This window comes from Bordetella sp. BOR01, from assembly GCF_019218885.1.
Classification (GTDB): Bacteria; Pseudomonadota; Gammaproteobacteria; order Burkholderiales; family Burkholderiaceae_B; genus Bordetella_A.
The window spans coordinates 696,517-713,070 of the sequence record NZ_JAHUWT010000001.1 but is presented as its reverse complement, the minus strand read 5'-3'; the positions used below and the strand labels follow the sequence as shown (position 1 = coordinate 713,070).

Annotated in this window: 17 protein-coding genes; 7 read left to right on the top strand and 10 right to left on the bottom strand. The window is 64.6% G+C overall.

Annotated elements, in window-relative coordinates:
* Positions 1-34 precede the first annotated feature (34 nt).
* Positions 35-685, top strand: a complete 651-nt coding sequence (locus tag KW845_RS03430; protein WP_218367762.1) for a C40 family peptidase — start codon at positions 35-37, stop codon at positions 683-685.
* A 57-nt stretch (positions 686-742) separates the two neighbouring features.
* On the opposite strand, the gene KW845_RS03425 is transcribed toward KW845_RS03430, so the two are convergent.
* The 4 genes from KW845_RS03425 to KW845_RS03410 all read right to left on the bottom strand — a co-directional run bounded on the left by KW845_RS03425 (position 743) and on the right by KW845_RS03410 (position 5,130).
* Positions 743-1,054, bottom strand: a complete 312-nt coding sequence (locus KW845_RS03425) for a DUF2325 domain-containing protein (protein ID WP_218367761.1) — start codon at positions 1,052-1,054, stop codon at positions 743-745.
* 200 nt (positions 1,055-1,254) lie between these two features.
* A complete protein-coding gene (locus KW845_RS03420) occupies positions 1,255-2,199 on the bottom strand; it encodes a CysB family HTH-type transcriptional regulator (protein WP_218367760.1) in 945 nt (314 codons plus the stop codon).
* Between the two features lie 143 nt (positions 2,200-2,342).
* Positions 2,343-3,836, bottom strand: a complete 1,494-nt coding sequence (locus KW845_RS03415; RefSeq protein ID WP_218367759.1) for a CoA-acylating methylmalonate-semialdehyde dehydrogenase — start codon at positions 3,834-3,836, stop codon at positions 2,343-2,345.
* Between the two features lie 76 nt (positions 3,837-3,912).
* Positions 3,913-5,130 carry an ABC transporter substrate-binding protein gene (locus tag KW845_RS03410; RefSeq protein ID WP_218367758.1) on the bottom strand — a complete coding sequence of 406 codons (1,218 nt, stop codon included), beginning with the start codon at positions 5,128-5,130 and terminating at the stop codon, positions 3,913-3,915.
* 146 nt (positions 5,131-5,276) lie between these two features.
* Between KW845_RS03410 and KW845_RS03405 the strand changes: the two genes are divergently transcribed.
* The gene (locus KW845_RS03405; RefSeq protein WP_218367757.1) at positions 5,277-6,197 is read left to right on the top strand and encodes a LysR family transcriptional regulator; all 921 of its coding nucleotides are present in this window, start codon (positions 5,277-5,279) and stop codon (positions 6,195-6,197) included.
* Positions 6,198-6,257: 60 nt separating this feature from the next.
* Here the strand turns inward: KW845_RS03405 and lptF are convergent, their stop codons facing one another.
* Positions 6,258-7,361: an LPS export ABC transporter permease LptF gene (gene lptF, locus KW845_RS03400; protein WP_218367756.1), complete on the bottom strand. Its 1,104-nt coding sequence runs from the start codon at positions 7,359-7,361 to the stop codon at positions 6,258-6,260.
* Positions 7,362-7,415: 54 nt separating this feature from the next.
* Between lptF and KW845_RS03395 the strand changes: the two genes are divergently transcribed.
* The 5 genes from KW845_RS03395 to KW845_RS03375 all read left to right on the top strand — a co-directional run bounded on the left by KW845_RS03395 (position 7,416) and on the right by KW845_RS03375 (position 11,402).
* Positions 7,416-8,912 carry a leucyl aminopeptidase gene (locus KW845_RS03395; RefSeq protein ID WP_218367755.1) on the top strand — a complete coding sequence of 499 codons (1,497 nt, stop codon included), beginning with the start codon at positions 7,416-7,418 and terminating at the stop codon, positions 8,910-8,912.
* 18 nt (positions 8,913-8,930) lie between these two features.
* Positions 8,931-9,380, top strand: a complete 450-nt coding sequence (locus KW845_RS03390; protein WP_218367754.1) for a DNA polymerase III subunit chi — start codon at positions 8,931-8,933, stop codon at positions 9,378-9,380.
* 23 nt (positions 9,381-9,403) lie between these two features.
* Positions 9,404-9,778, top strand: coding sequence for a hypothetical protein (locus KW845_RS03385; RefSeq protein ID WP_218367753.1), 375 nt, complete (start codon positions 9,404-9,406; stop codon positions 9,776-9,778).
* A gap of 112 nt (positions 9,779-9,890) precedes the next feature.
* Positions 9,891-10,601, top strand: a complete 711-nt coding sequence (locus tag KW845_RS03380) for a Bax inhibitor-1/YccA family protein (RefSeq protein WP_218367752.1) — start codon at positions 9,891-9,893, stop codon at positions 10,599-10,601.
* A gap of 129 nt (positions 10,602-10,730) precedes the next feature.
* A complete protein-coding gene (locus KW845_RS03375; protein ID WP_218367751.1) occupies positions 10,731-11,402 on the top strand; it encodes a PliI family lysozyme inhibitor of I-type lysozyme in 672 nt (223 codons plus the stop codon).
* Positions 11,403-11,443: 41 nt separating this feature from the next.
* Here KW845_RS03375 and recO read toward each other — a convergent pair whose 3' ends face one another.
* Genes recO through lepA form a run of 5 tightly spaced genes read right to left on the bottom strand, consistent with a single transcriptional unit; the run spans position 11,444 to position 16,368 of the window.
* Positions 11,444-12,031 carry a DNA repair protein RecO gene (gene recO / locus KW845_RS03370; protein WP_218367750.1) on the bottom strand — a complete coding sequence of 196 codons (588 nt, stop codon included), beginning with the start codon at positions 12,029-12,031 and terminating at the stop codon, positions 11,444-11,446.
* Positions 12,024-12,914, bottom strand: coding sequence for a GTPase Era (era, locus tag KW845_RS03365; protein ID WP_218367749.1), 891 nt, complete (start codon positions 12,912-12,914; stop codon positions 12,024-12,026). The genes recO and era overlap by 8 nt, the downstream gene beginning before the upstream one ends.
* Positions 12,911-13,669 (bottom strand): ribonuclease III, encoded by a 759-nt coding sequence (gene rnc, locus KW845_RS03360; RefSeq protein WP_218367748.1) that lies wholly within the window; start codon positions 13,667-13,669, stop codon positions 12,911-12,913. The genes era and rnc overlap by 4 nt, the downstream gene beginning before the upstream one ends.
* A gap of 1 nt (position 13,670) precedes the next feature.
* Positions 13,671-14,555 (bottom strand): signal peptidase I, encoded by an 885-nt coding sequence (lepB, locus tag KW845_RS03355; RefSeq protein WP_218367747.1) that lies wholly within the window; start codon positions 14,553-14,555, stop codon positions 13,671-13,673.
* Positions 14,556-14,574: 19 nt separating this feature from the next.
* Positions 14,575-16,368 carry a translation elongation factor 4 gene (gene lepA / locus KW845_RS03350; protein ID WP_218367746.1) on the bottom strand — a complete coding sequence of 598 codons (1,794 nt, stop codon included), beginning with the start codon at positions 16,366-16,368 and terminating at the stop codon, positions 14,575-14,577.
* Between the last annotated feature and the right edge of the window lie 186 nt (positions 16,369-16,554).

Here is a 16,554-nt window from a genome sequence, read left to right as displayed (position 1 = left end):
CATCCGCGGGGCCTGGCGTCCCGCTCGGGCGGGCATGCACCGGCACTTCACGCGCACACCCTACAGGCAAGGCCCAGGCTCCGTCGGCCGGGGCCTGGTGATTGCCGCCGCCCTGTGCGTGCTGCTGGCCGGCTGCGCCGGCACCGGGCCGCGCCCCGGCTCCGACACCGGCGCGCTCGATTCCGAAGATCTCGCCCAGGCTGCTTCGTCCGCCGACCCCATCGGCACGCTGGTCACGCGCAAGCTCACCCGCGAACGGCAGCAGGCCATCGCCGACCCCCTGATCAGCGAAGCGCTGGATCAGCTGGGCGTGCGCTACCGCTACGGCGGCTCGTCGCCCGATACCGGTTTCGATTGCAGTGGATTGGTGGCCTACACGGCCGAACGTGCCCTGGGCCTGAAGCTGCCGCGCAACAGCTCGGCCATGGCATTGATGGGCACGGCCATTGAAAAGAAGCAGTTGCAGCCCGGCGACCTGGTGTTCTTCAACACCCTGGGCCGGCGCTATTCGCATGTGGGTATTTACCTGGGCGAGAACCGCTTCGTGCATTCGCCCAGCTCGGGCGGCGTGGTGCGCATCGAGAAAATGACGCTGGCCTATTGGTCCAAGCGCTACAACGGCGCACGCCGCCTGGATGGCGGCCTGCTGGCCTCGGCGCGCGGCGATACGGCTCGGCAGCAGTAGAGCAGCCAGGCCCCGTGCAGGCCCCCACGCCGCGCCCTGGGCTTGCCAGGCTTCGCTTCAATGCATCGAGCACAGGCCGCATTGCTGCAAGGCCTGCTGCATACTGCACACCGACCGCCGACACGCCACCACCCGGATGCCGCCGCGCTGGGCAGCGTTGCGGAAAGTCTTCATGACGTTGTGACCCAGGAAATCGGTCAGCAATATCACCAGTTGCGTACCCGACGGTAGTTGCAGGGTTTTCTTCTGGTGCGACGGATCACGCCCGCTGATGTGATGCGTGATCGAGATATTGTGGCCCTTCAACAGGTCCGGAATATTCCCCAGCCTGTCGGCGCCCACCACCACTGCGCTAAGTGCTGCTGTCATGACTTGTACTCCAGATCGTTGAGATGTGAAGTTAATGATAATGATTCCTATTTTTTAGTCAACATAAATGAGATCGGTTCTTATTTAATAATATTAATCGCCCCCCGGCCTGGCATAGCATTGCCCTCCCAGGCGCGCCAAAACAAAAGCCCGGCCTGTTTCGGGCCGGGCTTCGAAGCGCGGGTGCGGGGCAATGCGCCTCAGGCGCTATGGCCCTGGACCGCCTCGGTGACGACTTGCCGGGTCAGCGACGGCGCCATCATTTCCAGGAAGGTATAGACGTAGTCGCGCAGGAACACACCCGACTTCACGCCGACCCGCGTGGTATGGGTACCGAACAGGTGCCCTACCGGCAAGCCCACCAGATTGCCATCGCGGCGCGGATCATAGGCCACGCCGGCGATGATGCCGATGCCCAGGCCGACATCCACATAGGTTTTGATGACGTCGGCGTCGATGGCTTCCAGCACGATATCCGGGTGGATGCCCTGGCTGGCGAACACCTCGTCGATGGTGCTGCGGCCGGTAAAGGCGCGGTCGTAAGTCACGATGGGATATTCGGCCAATTGCGTCAGCGTCAGGTTCTTGGCCGCGCTGGAGGTCAATTCGGCCAGCGGGTGGTCGGGACGCACCACCACGGTGTGCTCCCAGGTATACACCGGCAAAGTGGCCAGGCCGGGGGTCAGTGCCAGCGACTCGGTGGCCAGCGCCAAGTCGGCCTGCTCGTGCAGCACCATCTCGGCCAACTGGGCCGGGCTGCCTTCGGCCAGCGACAGGTGCACCTTGGGAAACTGCTTGCGAAAACTGGGAATGACGCGCGGCAACAGGTAGCGGGCCTGGGTGTGGGTGCAGGCGATGACCAGGCCCCCTTCGTCGCGACGGGCGAATTCATCGCTGACCTTCTTCAGGTTGTCGACTTCCCGCATGATGCGGTCGATGACCTGGGACACGGCCAGCCCGGGCTTGGTCAAGCCCTTGATGCGCTTGCCGTGGCGCTCGAAGATCTTGATGCCCAGTTCGTCTTCGAACTCGATGATGGCCTTGGATACGCCGGGCTGCGAGGTATACAGCATGCGCGCGGCTTCGGTCAGATTGAAGTCGCGGCGTATGGTTTCGCGGACAAAACGGAATTGCTGCAGGTTCATAGTGGCCCCTGTTAGAGAAGCCAATTATAAGTAATAAAGAACCTGTTCTATATTATTTATGGTTATAAACTTAGAAATAGGGCAAACGGACCGCACGCTGGGCGGCCCGTTTCCTGGGGCGGCAAACCGCCGCCCCTCGCAGCTTAACGCATCGAGATCGTGGTGTTGACCGCGCGCCCATGCGCCGACCAGCGCGCCGTGACTGTCTTGGTCTGCGTCCAGAATTGCACAGCCTGCTTGCCATTGGGCCCCAGGTCGCCCAGCTTCGAGCCGCGCGAGCCGGTAAAGCTGAACCAGGCCACCGGCACGGGGATGGGAATGTTGATCCCCACCTGCCCCACGTCGATGTTGTTCTGGAAATACCGCGCCGCACCGCCATCCTGGGTAAACAGCGCCACGCCGTTGCCGTTGGGATTGCGGTTGATGAATGCCACCGCATCTTCCAGGGTCTCGACGCCCACCACGCACAACACCGGGCCGAAGATTTCCTCGGTGTAGATGGTCATGTTCTCGGTCACGCCATCGAATACCGTGGGGCCCACGAAATTGCCCTGCTCGAAGCCCGGCACCGTCAGGTTGCGCCCGTCGAGCAGCAGCTTGGCGCCTTCGTCCACGCCCTTCTGGATCAGGCTCTCGACCCGTTTCTTGGCATTGGGCGATACCAGCGGGCCCAGGTCCGCTTTGCGGTCACTGCCGGAATTGACCTTCAGGCGCTTGGCGCGCTCGATGAAATCGGGCAACCAGTTGCGCGCCTCGCCCACCAGCACGGCCACCGAAGCGGCCATGCAGCGCTGGCCTGCGGCGCCGAAAGCCGCGCCCACCAGTTGGTTCAACGCCACTTCCGGATCGGCGTCGGGCAGGATCACGCAGTGGTTCTTGGCGCCCATCATGGCCTGGCAGCGCTTGCCGGCGTTGGACGCACGGTGGTAGATCTCGGACCCGACGCGAGTCGACCCGATGAACGACACCGCCTTGATATCGGGATGCTCGCACAGGCCATTGGCGACATCAGGGCCGCCATGCACCACGTTCAGCACGCCCGGCGGCAGGCCCGCCTCGAGCGCCAGCTCCGCCAGGAACAGCGAAGACGTGGGGTCTTGTTCAGACGGCTTGAGCACGAAGGTATTGCCGCAAGCAATGGCGATCGGGAACATGAAGCACGGCAGCATCACCGGGAAGTTGAACGCGGTAATGCCGGCGCACACGCCCAACGGCTGGATCAGCGTGTAGACGTCGATGCCGCCGGCGGCGTTCTCGGCATATTCGCCCATTTGCAGATTGGCGATCGAGCAGGCGTGCTCGACCACTTCCAGGCCACGCCCGACTTCGCCTTCGGCATCAGGCAGGGTCTTGCCGTGTTCGCGCGTGATCATTTCGGCCAGCTTGCCGGTGTTCTCGCGCAACAGTTGCTGCAGCTTCAGCATGACGCGCATGCGCGCGCCCTGCCCGGTATTGCGCCAGGTCTGGAAGGCCTCTTTGGCATTGGACACGGCCAGGTCCAGCTCCTCGCGCGTGGCGAAGGGAACGCGGGCGACCACTTGCTGCGTGGCCGGATCGATCACGTCGCGCCATTCAGTCGTCTTGGATTGCACGAGCTTGCCGCCGATCAATAGCGGTACGCTGGGGACTTCACTCATGGGTTGCTCCTCATAGATTACGGGATACTGCCGGCCCCCAGGGGCCGGCCTCAGCGGCCCGCCCCTGGTAGCTGTTTTACTGCTTCAGCAGCGGGCAGGTCGAGTCCGCCAGCGGCTGGAAGGCTTCATCGGCCGGAATAGTGGCGACCAGCTTGGAATAATCCCAGTCGCCCTTGGACTCGCCCGGCTTCTTGACCTCGTACAGATACATGTCGTGGATAACGCGGCCATCGGGCCGGATGCTGGCGTTGTGCATGATCGGGTCCTTGATCGGCAATTCGCGCATCTTGTCGGCCACCGTCTGGCCATCGGTGCTGCCGGTGGCGGCCACGGCACGCAGGTAATGCAGCACGCTGGAATACACCCCGGCCTGCGTCATGGTGGGCTTGAGGCCCTTGAACGCTTTCTCGAAACGGCCCGACCATTGGCGCGTGGCGTCGTCGAAATCCCAGTAGAAGCCATCTACATAAGACAAGCCCTGGGCGTTGTCCAGGCCCAGGGCCCGCAGGTCCGACAGGAAGATCAACAGCGACACCAGGCGCTGTCCGCCTTCGACAATGCCGAACTCGCGCGCCTGCTTGACCGCGTTGACCGTGTCCTGCCCGCCGTTGGCCAGCGCCACCACCTGCGCCTTCGAGCTTTGCGCCTGCAGCAGATACGAAGCGAAATCGGGCGCGTTCAGCGGGTGGCGCACCGCGCCGGCCACAGTACCGCCCAGCGCCTTGACGGCCTTGGCCGTGTCGGCTTCCAGCGAGTGCCCGAAAGCGTAGTCCACCGTAATGAAGTACCACGACTTGCCACCGGCACGCACCGTGGCCTTGGCACCGCCCGCGGACTGCGAGTACGTGTCGAACATCCAGTGAAAGCCCACCGGCGAGCATTCCTTATTGGTCAGCGCCGTGGTGGCGGGCCCTGAGAACATCACCACTTTGTTCTTCTCGCGGGCAATGCCCTGCACGGCCAGGGCCACGGCCGAATTGGTCAGGTCGGCAATGGCGGTCACGCCGTCGCGGTCGAACCATTCCCGCGCCCGCGACGCCCCCACGTCGGCCTTGTTCTGGTTGTCGGCCGACACCAGTTCGATGTTCATGCCCTTGCACTCTGCGGCCAGGCAGTCGTCGATGGCCAATTGCGCCGCCGCCACCGAACCGGCGCCGCCCATGGCCGCGTACGTGCCCGACATATCCGTCAGAATACCGATCTTGACCGGCGGCTTGTCAGCTGCCATGGCAGGGCCTGCCAACATGGCGCCCAGGCAGAAACCGGCGGCCAGCCCGCGAGCGTGCAGTGTCATGATGTTGTCTCCGGTGATTTATTTGTGTCGTTGGCGCAGGCCCGCCCTGTCGGACGCGCCGACCAACCTAGTGTAGATGTGTAAAAATCATCAAGCAACAGCACAAATTGCACATTCATTGTGCATAAATAACCAAGGAAGCTCTCATGCTGGACTGGGATGGCCTGCGCTATTTCCTGGAAGTCGCCCGCAAGCAGCGCGTCAGCGCCGCAGCGCGCAAACTGGGCGTGGAGCACACCACGGTGTCGCGCCGCATCCGCGCTCTGGAAGCCGAGCTCGACACCCTGCTGTTCGAGAAATCGCGCAGCACCGGATTCTTGTTGACCGAAGACGGGCAGCGCCTGTTCGTCTATGCCGAACAAATGGAAAGCGCGGTGCAGACCGCGCGCGAGAACCTGTCGGGCATCGGGCAGGCCCTGTCGGGCCACTTGCGCATCGGCGCCACCGAAGGCTTTGGCAGCTATGTCCTGACCCCGCTGGCGGCCGACTTCCAGCGCCGCTATCCGCACATCACGCTGGACATCCTGCCGGTGCCGCGCTTTGTCAGCCTGTCCAAGCGCGAGGCCGACCTGGCCATCACCATCGAACGCCCGCAGCGCGGCCCGTACGTGTGCACCAAGCTGTGCGACTACACCCTGCGCCTGTACGGCACGCCCGGCTACCTGGCGCGCCACGCGCCCATCGCCACGCGCGCGGACCTGTCCGCGCATACGTTCATAGGCTATGTCGACGAATTGCTGTTCAGCGAACGGCTGCGCTACCTGGAAGACCTGCTGCCCGACAGCAAGGTGGTGCTGCGCAGCACCAGCGTCGTAGCGCAGTACCATGCGACGCTGCAAGGCCGCTCGCTGGCAATATTGCCCTGCTTCATCGCCGCACAGGACCAGCGCCTGGTGCCCGTGCTGGAGGACGACATCGCCATCACGCGCAGCTTCTGGATGTACTGCCACGAAGACCTGCACAAGCTCAAGCGCATGTCGGTGCTGTGGGATTTCATGCGCCGTTCGGTAGTGCGCAATGCGTCGCTGCTGGCAGGCCGCCAGGGCGACATGCACTATCTGCCGTAGGTCCGCCAGCGTCGCCCCCGTCAGGGGAAGCGCGTAGCGCTGCGCTGCCGGGGGTGGGCTTCATGCCGGCTGCTGGCGCGGCGCCTTTACACGCAGGCGGCGCGCCAGCAGGTAGGCGGCCAGCGCCAGAACCACCGCATGCACGATCCAGACGCCGACACTGAAGGGCAGCTTGCCGCTGCTGATCCAGGCGCGCGACAGGTTGATCAGGTTCATGTACAGCAGGCCCACCATGCCCGCGATCAGCAGGTCGCCCGAACGACCCAGCCGCGGGTTCACGGCCCCCAGGGGAATCGCCAGCAAGGCCAGGTTCAGGGCAGCCAGCGGCAGCGACACGCGCCACATGATCTGCGACCAGGAACTATCGGTATCGTCGGCTATCAACTGCATCGTGGGACGGGCCTTGCTCGACCGTTCGGCGGCCGCGCGCGCCTCGGCGATGGGATCGCCCGACTTGCTTTCCAGCCGCACGCCATACTTGGCGAAATCGACCAGCCGGATCTCGGGCGTGCCGGGTTTCAGGTCGTAGCGGTGCCCGCGTCCCAATACCAGGAAGCGGTCGCCATTGGGTTCGGTTTCGATGCGCGCGCTGCTGGCCGTCATGACGCTGTGCCATTCGGGGCCGATTTCACGCGCGAACACATTGCCCAGTTCATCGCTGGCCTGGGTGGGCTCTTCGGCGAAGAAAACGCGCTGGCCTTCGCCCGATTCGGCGAACTGGCCGGCGGTGACCTTAGACAAGTCGGAGCGCTGCTCGAAGCGTTCGCGGTATTCGGCGATCTGGCGGTAGGCCCAAGGCGAGGCCACCAGCGTCAGCACCGCCACCAGCGCCGCGACGGGCACGGCCACGCGCAGCACCGGACGCAGCCAGTCCGCCAGCGACAAGCCGCTGGCGAACCAGACTACCATTTCCGATTCGCGGTAATTGCGGGTCACCGTGGTCAGGACCGCAATGAACAGCGACACGGCCAACACGGTTGGCAGCGCCGTAATGGTGGAAAAAGCCGCCAGGCCCAGCACCACGTCGGCACCGATCGTGCCGCCCGCGGCCTCGCCCAGCAGGCGCACCAGCAACACGCTAAGCCACACCACCACCAGCGTGGAGAACACCACGCCCGCGTGACTGGTGATCTCGGCGACGACAGACCGTTTGAATAGAGACATGTGAGAATATGCGGGATAATCAACCGCACTGCACCACGCACACGGGAATCCTCCATGGAATTTAGCACACAGACCACCGCTTCCCTGCACCAGATCAAGACCGCCGCGCTGGCCGTGGGCGTATACGCCGACGGCGAACTCAGCCCCGCCGCCGATGTCATCGATCGCGCCAGCAACAACGTCGTGCGCAACGTCGTCAAGGCCGAGTTCCGCGGCCGCGCGGGCGCCACGCTGGTGTTGCGTGCCCTGCCCGGCGTCTCGGCGCAACGCGTGGTGCTGGTAGGACTGGGCAAGCAAAGCGAATACAGCGCGCGCGCGCATGGCGCGGCCGAACAGGGTTTCGCCGCGGCGTGCGTCGCCGCGCGGCTCGCCGAGGCCGTCTCCACGCTGGCCGCGAACCCCATCGCCGACATCGGCATGCGGGCCCGCGCGCGCTCGGCCGCCATCGCCGCCGGCGCTGCCACCTATCATTACGACGCCACGTTCGGCAAACCCGACCGCGACGCCCGTCCCAAGCTCAAGAAAATCGTGCAGGTAGTCGACCGCGGCGACGCGGCCCAGGCCCAGCAGGGGCTGCGCGAAGGCGGTGCCATCGCCAACGGCATGGAACTCACCCGCACCCTGGGCAACCTGCCCGGCAACGTGTGCACGCCCACCTACCTGGGCGATACCGCCAAGAAACTGGCGCGCGAGTTCAAGTCGCTGAAGGTCGAGGTCCTGGATCGCAAGCAGGTCGAGGCGCTGGGCATGGGGTCGTTCCTGTCGGTGGCGCGCGGCTCCGACGAACCGCTGCGCTTCATCGTGCTGCGCCATGCCGGCAAGCCCGCCAAGAAGTCCAAGGCCGGGCCGGTGGTGCTGGTGGGCAAGGGCATCACCTTCGATGCTGGCGGCATCTCGCTCAAGCCTGCCGCCACCATGGACGAAATGAAATACGACATGTGCGGCGCCGCCAGCGTGCTGGGCACCTTCCGCGCCCTGGCCGAACTCGAACTGCCGCTCGACGTGGTGGGCCTGATCGCCGCCTGCGAAAACCTGCCCAGCGGCAAGGCCAACAAACCTGGCGATGTCGTCACCAGCATGTCAGGCCAGACCATCGAAATCCTGAACACCGACGCCGAAGGTCGCCTGGTGCTATGCGACGCCCTGACCTATGCCGAGCGCTTCAAGCCTTCGGCCGTGGTGGACATCGCCACGCTCACCGGCGCCTGCGTGGTGGCACTGGGCCACGTCAATACCGGCCTGTTCACCCAGGACGACGCACTGGCCGACGCACTGCTGGGCGCCGGCAGGCAGGCGCTCGACACGGCCTGGCGCATGCCCCTGGACGACGCCTACCAAGACCAGCTCAAGTCGAATTTCGCCGACATGGCCAATATCGGCGGCCCGCCGGCCGGTTCGGTGACGGCAGCGTGCTTCCTGTCGCGCTATGCCAAGGCCTACCGCTGGGCCCATCTGGACATCGCCGGCACGGCCTGGCGCAGCGGCAAAGACAAGGGCGCCACCGGCCGCCCCGTGCCGCTGTTGATGCAGTTCCTGCTCGACCAGGCCTGATATGGCCCTGCCTCGTCCATGACGCGCATCGACTTCGCCTTTGGCGCCTCCGACCGCTTGCGGGCCGCCTGCCAGGCAACCCGCAAGCGCTACCAGGCAGGCCAGCGGCTGGTCGTGTATTGTGCAGACGGGGCACGCCTGGCCGCGTTCGACCGCATGCTGTGGGCGTTCGACGATATTTCGTTCGTGCCGCACGTGCTGGCCTCCGACCCCCTGGCCGCGGACACGCCCGTCATCCTGACCGCGGCCGCCCCGCAGCCCGCCGCCTTGGGCAGCAAGGCGGACGACGAACTCTGGCTGCTCAACCTCGACGACGACTGTCCGCCCGGCTACGATGGCTTTGCGCGCGTGCTGGAAATCGTCTCCGACGAACCCGCCGACCGCCAGGCGGCACGCCAGCGCTGGCGCGTATACCAGGCCGCCGGCCATGCGCCGCACAGCCACGACCTGGCAGGCCGCACGGCATAAGGCGGCCGTCTCCTGGAGCCCTCATGCCCCATTATTCAGACCCCGGCATTCCCACCCTGACGCAGCGGGCCGAACCTACCCTGTCGCCCGTTCCCGACACCCCTGCGGCGGGCGGCGCGCATAATGCCGATTTGCCCGTGCTGACCCAGGTGGCCGACCACCCCGTCCCGAATACCCGGGCCGATGCCGCGGGCGGCGCCGGATCGCCCCAGGCCGCCTGGAGCACGGCCGCAGGCGCCGGGGCCGGCGACGCGGTGTTGCGGGCCGCCTTGCAGGCCGAACTGGAACAAGCCTTGCAACGCGCGCTGGACGACGCCACGGCCGGCATGCGCACCCGCCTCGAGGCCGAATTGCCCGCCCTGATCGACCGCGCGGTGCGGGCCGTCCGTCCGGGCTGAAATGGCCTTGTCCCTTGAAATCGAACCCAGTGGATTTTTCAGGGAACTGTAAGGTATCCTACCCATCTAAACCCATTGGGCAACCCCCGTTTGCCGCAATCAGGAGCCGTCCATGAACGAATTCCGTCCTTCCCCCTTCAACCGTTCCGGCAGTATTGCCGGCGCGCCGGGCGAAGTCGTCCGCAACAAGGTGCTGCGCAACACCTACTGGCTGCTGGCGCTGTCGCTGATCCCCACCGTGCTGGGCGCGGCAGTCGGCCTGTACACGGGCGTGAACCAGGTCATGATGGCCAGCCCCGGGCTGTCGGCCATCGTATTCCTGGTGGGCGCCTTCGGCCTGATGTTCGCCATCGAGAAAAACAAGCACAGTTCACTGGGCGTTGTGCTGTTGCTGGCGTTCACCTTCTTCATGGGCATCATGCTGTCGCGCTTGCTGGGCTTCGTGCTGGGCATGGGCAACGGCGCGCAATTGGTCATGACGGCCTTCGGCGGCACCGCGGTGGTGTTCGGCACGATGGCCACCCTGGCCACCACCATCAAGCGCGACCTGTCCGGCATGCAAAAATGGCTGTTCACCGGCGCCGTGGTCATCCTGCTGGCGGCACTGGCCAACATTTTCCTGCAAATGCCCGCCCTGATGCTCACCGTCTCGGTGCTGGCCATCGTCATCTTCTCGGCCTTCATGCTGGTCGACCTGCAACGCGTGGTCAACGGCGGCGAAACCAATTACGTGTCCGCCACGCTGGCCATCTACCTGGACGTCTACAACGTATTCTCGAACCTGCTGATGCTGTTGGGCATCTTCGGCGGCAACCGGGAATAACCAGGCTTACCTGTTTCCTGTCGGCATCCTGGGGCCCGCCATGTGCGGGCCCTTCTTTTTGCCTGCGTGGACACACAGGCACGGCACGTGCTACATCATAAGCACCCTTTCCCCTGACGAGCCCCCCGGATGACCACCAGCCCCTGCCGCCCCGCCCTGGCCTGTTTCTCGATCGCCGCCATGATGCTGGCCATGCCTGGCGCGCAAGCCAGTTCCCCGGCCGCCTGGCAACAGCAGGAAGACAAGGCGCTGCGCCTGTGCGCACAGGCATCCGGGCTGGCACAGACCGAACAGGTGGGCTCGCCCATGCAATTCGATGACCGCTCGGGCCAGACCGCCCTGTTGATCCGTGGCAGTGCCCCCCAAGCCCATATGCAAGGAGCGGCGGTCAGCATGCTATGCCTGGTCGACCGCCGCAGCAGCCAGGCCAGCGTGGTCGAATGGGCCGGGTCGGCCAGCCCCGCCGATGCCGCTGCCCCAGCCCCCATCGTGGTGCCGTTGGCCACTGCGCCGGCCGCATTGGTCGTGGCGCAAGAATCGGGCGAGCCCGCGTCCATCGGCACCTACAGTGTGCGCCTGTACCGCGACCTGTCGGCCGGCGACTACGCCGACGGCCTGATCCGTCCGCGCGATGGCGAACTGCGGCAGGCCGAACTCAAGGATGTAGACGGGGATGGCCAGCCCGAGCTGGCGGTAACGCTGGTCACGGCGGGGTCGGGCAACTACATCACGCTGGACGTCTACAAGATCCAGGACGGCCAGCGCCTGCAATGGATGCCGGCGTTGTCGAAGACCCCCTGACGCCACTGCTGCCGGCGCGCGCACGCCCTGCGGCGTCCCGCTTAAAGCCGCTGCAGGTCCAGCAGCACCCGCCGGGTGGCCAGCGGGCGCCCGGCCAGGTTGGCCGCCAGGCGTTCGCGCAGGTCGCGCCGCAAGGCGGGCTCGATGGCCGGGTCGTCGAAATCGGGGGCGTCTTCGTCGATGCCGTAGCCGGTTTCGCGCAGCAAGGTCCATTCAAAGCGCCGCAACGCCCCGGCCGCCCGCGTGCCGCCGGCCAACTGCTGCAAGGCGGTGTCGTAGGCATCGAACAGGGTCGGGTGCGCGTCTTCGCGCGGCAACAGGCGCAGCAGCAATTCGTTCATGTACCACGCCGACATCAAGGCGGTACCAGCCAGGGGACGCAAGCCGGCCACTTCGGCGCGAGTCAGCGTCTTGACCTCGCCGCCACCGCTCCAGGACAGCAACAAGGGCTGGAATGCCGACAGCACGGGCCGCAGAACGGAATACGGCCGCTTGGCCCCCTTGGCCACCAGCGCCACACAGCCGTGTTCCCGGGAAAAGCTCTGGACGATCAGCGAAGTTTCGCGCCACGCGGTCGCGTGGAGCATATAGGCAGCGCAATCCTGGACGCGGTGCGCCCTTCTACTCATAGCCCAGGTCGCGCAGCGCGCTTTCGCGATCCGACCAACCTTTGCGCACCTTGATATACACCTCTAGGTGCACCTGCTTGTCGAGCAGTTTTGCGATGTCTTGCCGCGCCTCGGTCGCGATGCGCTTCATGTGCTCGCCGCCGGCGCCCAGCAAGATGGGACGATGGCTGTCGCGCTCGACCACCACGCAGGCGGCCACGCGCACCGCCTTGTCGGTTTCTTCCCATTGCTCGATGACAACGGTGCAGCCGTAAGGCAGTTCATCGCCAACCAGGCGGAAGATCTTCTCGCGCAGCAATTCGGCGGCAATGAAGCGCACTGGCCGGTCGGTCAGGGTGTCTTCTTCGAACAGCGGCTCGCCTTCAGGCAGCCGCGTGGCGATTTCATCGAGCAATTGGTCGAGCTGCTGCGCCTTCAGGGCGCTGACCGGCACCACGGCGTCATAGGGGTGCTGTGCAACGATCTTGGACACGAAGGCATACAGGTCGTCGCGCTGCTTCACGGCATCGATCTTGCTGACCACCAGGATGGTGCGCTTGGCATCGGGCAGCAAGGGCCACAGCTTGGCATCGCCCTCGGTCCATTTGCCGGCCTCTACCACGTGCACCACCACGTCAACTTCGGCCAGCGCCTGGGTAACCACGCGGTTCATCATGCGATTCATGGCTCCGCCATGGCGTGTCTGGAACCCGGGGGTATCGACGAACACGAACTGTTCGTGCTCGCGGGTCAGCACGCCATGGATGCGATGCCGCGTCGTTTGCGCCTTGCGCGAAACAATGGATATCTTCGAGCCGATCAGGGCGTTGGTCAGGGTGGACTTGCCCACGTTGGGGCGGCCGACCACGGCGATGAAGCCGGTTCGGAAAGGGGTATCGCTCATTTGACCTCTTGGGCCACTGCCACGGGCAGCGACAATTGCGCGGTTTTGCGGGCCTTGCCCGACTTGCGTGCGGCACGCGCCGGACTGGCCGCCTGCGCGGCCTCGAGCGCCAGCTTGGCGGCCGACTGTTCGGCGGCACGCCGGCTGGCGCCGGGTGCAATCACCTTGATTTCCAGCGCCGGAATGGCGCATTCGACCTCGAACTGCTGGCTGTGGGCCGCGCCATGCGTGGCCACCACGGTATACAAGGGCAAGGCCAGCTTGCGCCCCTGCAGGAATTCCTGCAGCAGCGTCTTGGCATCCTTGCCCAGGGTCTTGGGATCGACGCTGGCCAGCACCGGCTGGTACTGGCGCACGATCACCTTGCGCGCCGTATCGAAGCCGCCATCCAGGAATGCGGCCCCGAAAATGGCTTCGACCGCGTCGGCCAGGATGGACGGACGCCGGAATCCGCCGCTTTTGAGTTCACCCTCGCCCAGCCGCAGGTACAGTGATAGTTCGAGCCGCTGACCGATATCGGCCAGTGACGCCTGCTTGACCAGATTGGCACGCAGGCGCGACAGGTCGCCCTCGTCCAGCTTGGGGAAACGCTCGAACAGCATGGCCGCCACGACGAAATTCAGCACGGAATCACCCAGGAACTCCAGGCGCTCGTTGTGACGAGCGCTGTGGCTTCGGTGCGTCAGTGCCTGCTCGAGCAGAGCGGCATTGCCGAAGTGGTGATCCAGGCGGGTTTCCAGCGTGGCGAGGGACATGTCAGTTAAAGCTGCCGATGCGGCTGAGGTCGCTGAAGTTCATCCAGATGAAGAACGCCTTTCCGACGATATTAGCGTCAGGGACGAACCCCCAGTAACGGCTGTCGGCGCTGTTGTCCCGGTTGTCGCCCATGGCGAAATAATGACCTTCGGGTACTGTGCAGCGTACTCCATTACGCGCGTACTCGCAGTTGTTCAGGCTGGGAAACTTCCAGATCGGCCCGTAAATCTGCGATTTACCCTCATCAAGCAGTATTTGGTGGTCAACTTCGCCCAACTTCTCTTTATATTGGCCAATATACGACACCCGGTCGGGTTCGAAATATTCGCCGTCGCGCTCGTGGGGCACCAGTTGGCCGTTTACATAGAGCTTTTTGTCGACGTACGCGACCTCGTCGCCCGGCAGCCCCACGATGCGCTTGATGTAGTCGACGTCGGGGTCGACGGGGTAACGGAACACCACCACATCACCGCGCTGGGGCGAGCCGATGTCGATGATTTTCTTGTCGACGATGGGCAGGCGGATGCCGTAGGTGAACTTGTTCACCAGGATCAGGTCGCCCGACTGCAGCGTGGGCAGCATCGAGCCCGATGGAATGCGGAACGGTTCGACCACGAACGAACGCAGCACGAACACGAACAGGATCACCGGGAAAAAGCTGACCGCGTATTCCACCCACCACGGCACCCGCGACGCAGCCGTGGCCGCCTCTTGGCGCAGGCGCACGGCCTCTTGGGGATCGGCCGCATAGGTGGTGTCGACGCCATCGGCCGCGGCCTTTGCACGCTGTACGCGCCGCCGTCGCAGTACCGCGATGTCCAGCGTCCAGATAATGCCGGTAACCACCAGCAGCACAAAAAGTATCAGCGCAAAGTTCCAGCTCATGTATGCCGCCTTATTTTCACTACTTATCTTCGACCTGCAGAATGGCCAGGAAAGCCTCTTGCGGAATCTCGACGCTGCCCACCTGCTTCATGCGTTTCTTGCCGGCCTTCTGCTTTTCAAGCAGTTTCTTCTTGCGGGAGATGTCGCCGCCGTAGCACTTGGCCAGCACGTTCTTGCGCAGCGCCTTGACGTTCTCGCGCGCAATGACTTCGGCGCCGATGGCGGCCTGGATGGCCACATCGAACATCTGGCGCGGGATCAGGGCGCGCATGCGCGTCACCACGTCGCGCGCACGGTAACGCGCATTGGCCCGGTGCACGATCATGGCCAGCGCATCGACCCGGTCGCCGTTGATCAGCAGGTCGACCTTGACCACATCGGCCGACCGGTATTCCAGGAATTCATAGTCCATCGAGGCGTAGCCGCGCGACACCGACTTCAGCTTGTCGAAGAAGTCGAGCACGATCTCGGCCAGCGGGATCTCGTAGGTTAGGTGCACCTGGCGGCCGTGGTAGCTCATGTTGATCTGGATACCGCGCTTGTTGTTGCACAGCGTCATGACCGGCCCCACGTATTCCTGGGGCATGAACAGGGTGACCTTGACGACGGGCTCGCGGATGTCGGCGATCTGGCCCACTTCGGGCATGCGTGCCGGGCTGTCGATGGTGTCGATGCTGCCGTCGCGCTGCTCGACTTCGTACACCACCGACGGCGCGGTGGTGATGATGTCCATGTCGAACTCGCGCTCCAGGCGCTCTTGCACGATTTCCATGTGCAACAGCCCCAGGAAACCGCAGCGAAAGCCAAAGCCCAGGGCCTGCGATACTTCGGGCTCGAACATCAGCGCGGCGTCGTTGAGCTTGAGCTTTTCCAGCGAATCGCGCAGTTGGTCGTATTCGGAGCTTTCCACCGGATACAGGCCGGCAAACACCTGCGGCTTCACTTCCTTGAAGCCCGGCAGCGGCGTGACGGCCGGCTTGCCGGCCAGGGTAAGGGTGTCGCCCACCTTGGCGTTGGCCAGTTCCTTGATGCCGGCAATGATGAACCCGACCTCGCCGGCCGACAATTCGGTGCGCGGCTGCGACTTGGGCGTAAACACACCGACCTGTTCACACAGGTGGGTTGCCCCCGAAGCCATCAGCAGGATCTTGTCTTTGGGCCGCAGCACGCCGTTGATGATGCGCACCAGCATCACCACGCCGACATAATTGTCGAACCAGGAATCGATGATCAGGGCCTGCAACGGCTTGCCGGGGTCGCCCTTGGGCGGCGGCACGCGCGCCACGATGGTTTCCAGGATCTCGTCGATGCCCACGCCTGTCTTGGCACTGGCCAGCACCGCCTGCGACGCATCGATGCCGATGACGTCTTCGACCTCTTGGCGCGCGGCCTCGGGGTCGGCCTGTGGCAGGTCCATCTTGTTGAGCACCGGCAGGACTTCAACGCCCAGCTCGATGGCGGTATAGCAGTTGGCTACCGTCTGGGCCTCGACGCCCTGCGAGGCATCGACCACCAGCAAGGCCCCCTCGCACGCGGACAGGGAACGGCTGACTTCATACGAGAAGTCCACGTGCCCCGGGGTGTCGATAAGGTTCAGGTTGTAGGTCTTGCCGTCCTGGGCCAGATATTGCAGCGCCGCGGTCTGGGCCTTGATGGTGATACCCCGCTCGCGTTCGATGTCCATGGAGTCGAGCACCTGGGCGGACATTTCGCGCGCCGCCAACCCGCCGCAACGTTGGATCAGGCGATCGGCCAAGGTCGATTTGCCGTGATCGATGTGGGCGATGATGGAGAAATTGCGGATATGCTGCATAAGGTGGGTTTATCAGGGACAGACCATGCTAGAGACAAAGCACGGATAAGACACGCCAACACGGGCGCAAACGCAAGCAACGCCCGCGGCAACCAGCCAAAAACGAGGGGGCGCGACGCGCCCCCTTTTGCGGCAACCAGCTATTTTATACGGGTTCGCATCCAGCCGTATAACGTCATCAGTTCG